This is a genomic window from Streptacidiphilus sp. MAP12-33, assembly GCF_041261265.1.
GTDB lineage: Bacteria > Actinomycetota > Actinomycetes > Streptomycetales > Streptomycetaceae > Streptacidiphilus.
On the sequence record NZ_JBGCCA010000079.1, the window covers coordinates 1 to 3,534 of the forward strand.

Annotated in this window: 5 protein-coding genes; 2 read left to right on the top strand and 3 right to left on the bottom strand. The window is 70.7% G+C overall.

Going from position 1 to position 3,534, the window contains the following annotated elements; translation table 11 throughout:
• Positions 1-118: 118 nt before the first annotated feature.
• A complete protein-coding gene (locus ABH931_RS39575) occupies positions 119-715 on the bottom strand; it encodes a hypothetical protein (protein ID WP_370124829.1) in 597 nt (198 codons plus the stop codon).
• Between the two features lie 316 nt (positions 716-1,031).
• Between ABH931_RS39575 and ABH931_RS39580 the strand changes: the two genes are divergently transcribed.
• The gene (locus tag ABH931_RS39580; protein ID WP_370124831.1) at positions 1,032-1,439 is read left to right on the top strand and encodes a transglycosylase SLT domain-containing protein; all 408 of its coding nucleotides are present in this window, start codon (positions 1,032-1,034) and stop codon (positions 1,437-1,439) included.
• Between the two features lie 124 nt (positions 1,440-1,563).
• On the opposite strand, the gene ABH931_RS39585 is transcribed toward ABH931_RS39580, so the two are convergent.
• Positions 1,564-1,992 carry a CBS domain-containing protein gene (locus ABH931_RS39585; protein WP_370124833.1) on the bottom strand — a complete coding sequence of 143 codons (429 nt, stop codon included), beginning with the start codon at positions 1,990-1,992 and terminating at the stop codon, positions 1,564-1,566.
• Between the two features lie 55 nt (positions 1,993-2,047).
• On the opposite strand from ABH931_RS39585, the gene ABH931_RS39590 reads away from it, so the two are divergent.
• On the top strand, positions 2,048-2,575 hold the full coding sequence (locus ABH931_RS39590; protein WP_370124835.1) for a GNAT family N-acetyltransferase: 528 nt from the start codon (positions 2,048-2,050) through the stop codon (positions 2,573-2,575).
• A 53-nt stretch (positions 2,576-2,628) separates the two neighbouring features.
• Here the strand turns inward: ABH931_RS39590 and ABH931_RS39595 are convergent.
• Positions 2,629-3,534 (bottom strand): putative Ig domain-containing protein (locus ABH931_RS39595; protein WP_370124837.1); only part of this gene is annotated, 906 nt, incomplete at its 5' end.

Genomic DNA, 3,534 nt, shown 5'->3' on the forward strand with positions numbered 1-3,534 from the left:
GCCGGGGCGCCGCCCCTGACGCCGGCGGGGGCGGGGTCGTCCGCGGCCCCCCCCGCGGGGGGGGCGGGGCCGCGCCCCGCCACCCCTCTCGCCTGTTCTGAGCTCCCCTGTTCCCGGGCTAACGCCGCCTGGTCCGGCGCAGCCGTGCCCAGAGCCAGGTGACCGGGACGACCAGGGCCTGCACGCCCAGGGCGGCGCCGACGATCGGCTGGTTGACGGAGAGGTCGTCGGCGACGTCCGCCCGGGCGCCGTCGTAGGGGGCGACGTGGCCCTGCGGGTCGACGATCGCCCCGAAGGTGTCGCCGACGCCCTCGCTCAGGCAGTTGCGGAAGGTGCCGGGGATCGCGCGGCCGGTGGCGGCATCGCGGGCGTGGCAGTCCTGCTGGTTGCCGGTCTTGCCGTAGCCGACCGAGGTGACCTGGGCCTGGACGGTGGCACCCCGGGCCAGCAGGACCCGGTCGCCGACCGCGTCGGCCATGGCCACGAGCGCCGGGATGCCGCAGAGAACCGCCAGCGCGAGGGCAAGGAACCGGCCGCCCAGCAGCATCACGCAGACGGGAACAGCCAGCAGGGTGAGCATGCCGACGACCAGGACCGGCCAGAACTGCTGCCCGAACCAGAGCGCGGCCGCGGCCGTGGCACCCCAGCCGGTCAGGAATACGGTCACGGTCAGCAGCAGTCTGCGCACCGTGGGTCGACCCAGTGGCTCGTTCATGACCTGCCCCCCGCGTGAGAACGACCGACGGAGCGTAGCGCGCCGACCGCGGCGTGCAAGATCCCGGGTGACCTGCGCCACACGGAATCGCGGCCTACTACCGGGAATAGGAGTACGGGCCCGTCTGGCTTGGCGTCAGAGTGGTGATAAGTCCGATTTGTCCACTATGGGGCATCGTAATTGGGGTCCTTGCGCCGTTTGGGCCAGTTCCGGCACGGTGGTTGATGTCAGGCCGCACCGGCTGGGTCAAACCCCGGAGCCCCGGTTCACCGGGTGTCTGACGACCTGCCCCCGAGATCAGAGGTTCTGCTTCTTCATGGCTTTCCACATTCGCTCGCTGCGCACCCTGTCCGCCTCGATCGCCGGCGCCGGCATCCTCGCCTCCGCCGCCGTGGTCGGCATCGGCGGCGCCGCCCACGCCGACACGGCCGTCGCGCCGACCGAGGCGCAGGCGCTCGCCGCGTCGATCGTGCCGGCCGACCAGATCGCCTCGTTCGACCAGATCATCTCCCACGAGAGCGGCTGGAACATCACCGCGACCAATGCCTCGTCCGGCGCCTACGGCCTGGGCCAGGCCCTGCCGGCCAGCAAGATGGCGTCCGCCGGTGCCGACTGGCAGACCAACCCCAGCACCCAGATCAAGTGGGCGCTGGACTACATGAACTCCACCTACGGCAGCCCGAACGCCGCCTGGTCCTTCTGGCAGGCGAACGGCTGGTACTGAGCCGCCACCACGCAGACGTGAAGCAGGGCCCGTCCTTCCGGACGGGCCCTGCCTGTCTCTGTCTCCGCAGCTCTCACTTGTCCTGAGCTCTCACTTGTCCAGGGCCCTCGTTCGTCCTGGGCGCTCACTCGTCCTCGGCGCAGATCGCCGACACGAACTCCGCGACGCGGGCCTGCGGCATGTGACGCGCCACGTCCGCCTCGCTGATCATCCCGATCAGCTTGTGGGCGGGGTGGTCGATCACCGGCAGCCGCCGGACCCGGTGCTGCTCCATCACCCGCAGCACCTGCTCGATGTCGTCCTCGCCCTCGATGGTGAGCGGGCGGCCCTCGGCCATCTCCCCGGCGGTGGTCGCCGAGGGGTCCAGGCCGGCGGCGATGCACTTCACCACGATGTCACGGTCGGTGATGATGCCGATCAGCTTGTCGTCGTCCCCGCAGATGGGCAGCGCGCCCACACCACGGTCCCGCATGAGCTTGGCCGCCGTCGCCAGCGACTCGTGCTCGGTGACGCACTGGGCGCCTGAGTGCATGATCTCCTGGGCTGTGGTCATGATGCGGCCTCCTCGGTGCGTGGCCAGCAGTCCAGACCATCGTAGGCTTCCTCCGGTGAACCCACGCCTTCCGATACTGAGTACCGCGCGGCTGCATCTGCTCCGGCTCGCGGCCGATGACCTCGACGCCGTCGCCGCGATCCACGGGGATCCGGAGACCAACCGCTACAACCCCGACGGGGCCGCCTCGTTCGAGACGTGCGCGCGCTGGCTGGCGAGGTGGACCGGCGACTGGGAGCGGGAGGGCTTCGGCTACCTCGGCGTCGTCACGCGGGAGGCGCCGGACCACGTGATCGGCGTGGCCGGACTCAAGGTCGCGAGCATCGCGATGCCGCACGACACATCCTTCGACGCGCTCAACCTCTACTACCGGTTCCGGCCGACGGCCTGGGGCCAGGGCTACGCCGCCGAGGCGGCGGAGGCGGCGCTCGCCCACGCCCGGCCGCTCCGCCCCGACCTGCCGGTCTGCGCGCTGATCCGCGCGGACAACGCGCCCTCGCGGCGACTGGCCGCACGGCTGGGCCTGCGGGAAAGCGGAGAGGTGGACGCGGCCGGTCGCCGCGTCCACCTCCTGGCTCACTGAGCCAGCCCTACTGACCTACCGTCAGACGGACTTTCCGTCGGACTGCGCTGCTTTCAGGACGTCGTGATGTCGTCGTAGTAGGTGTAGGTCGGGTCGCCCGGGTAGTTGTCGTCCTTGTTGGTCAGGGTCAGCGTGTAGCTGTCGCCGGCGATGATGCTCGCCGACTTCAGCACCCAGCCGGAGGTCGGGTTCACGCAGGTCTTGGCCAGCACGGTGGTGGTGGTCCCCGTGGTGTTGTTCTTCAGGCTGACCGTGGCCCAGTCGTAGGTGACGGTGTCCGGGCAGGTCACGTCGTAGTAGAAGGACAGCTTGGTCGTGCCGGTCGGCGCGGTGAAGGTCTGTGCCGCGGTCGAGGTGGTGCTCGGGTTGGTCGAGCCGAGCATCGCGCCGTAGCTGCCGGAGTGCTTCGCGGCCGTGGTCACCGTGGCGATGCCGGTGGTGGTCCAGTTGGAGAAGCTGCCGGTCTCGAACCCGCCGTTGAGGACACCGTTGCCGCCGCCACCGCCGCTGGAGGCGATGGTGAAGGTGAAGGACGCGGAGCCGGAGGCGCCGGTGGAGTCGGTGGCGGTGACCGACACGGACGAGGTGCCCGCGGTGGTCGGGGTGCCGGAGATCAGGCCGGAGGAGGAGATGCTCAGGCCCGCCGGGAGACCGGTGGCGGAGTAGGTCAGGCTTGCGCCGCCGGAGTCGGAGCCGCTGATCTGCAGCGAGACGGCGGTGCCGACCGTGCCCGACTGGTTACCGGGGCTGGTCACCGTGACCGTGTTGCCGCTGCCGCCGTGGTTGACGATCGGGTGCGAGATGGCGCAGGCGTTGGTGTCGTTGGACCAGCTGGCCTGCTCGGTGAAGGTGCCGGTGCCCATGGCGACGTTGGACGCGCCGCCGGCCTGGCCGGCCGCGATCCAGGCGCACTCGTCGGAGTTCTCCTCACCGGAGGAGGAGTTGGTCCAGCCGCCCGC

Coding starts and splice junctions, on each gene's coding strand:
- ABH931_RS39575 (WP_370124829.1), bottom strand. CDS start 715: ATGAACGAGCCACTGGGTCGACCCACGGTGCGCAGACTGCTGCTGACC.
- ABH931_RS39580 (WP_370124831.1), top strand. CDS start 1,032: ATGGCTTTCCACATTCGCTCGCTGCGCACCCTGTCCGCCTCGATCGCC.
- ABH931_RS39585 (WP_370124833.1), bottom strand. CDS start 1,992: ATGACCACAGCCCAGGAGATCATGCACTCAGGCGCCCAGTGCGTCACC.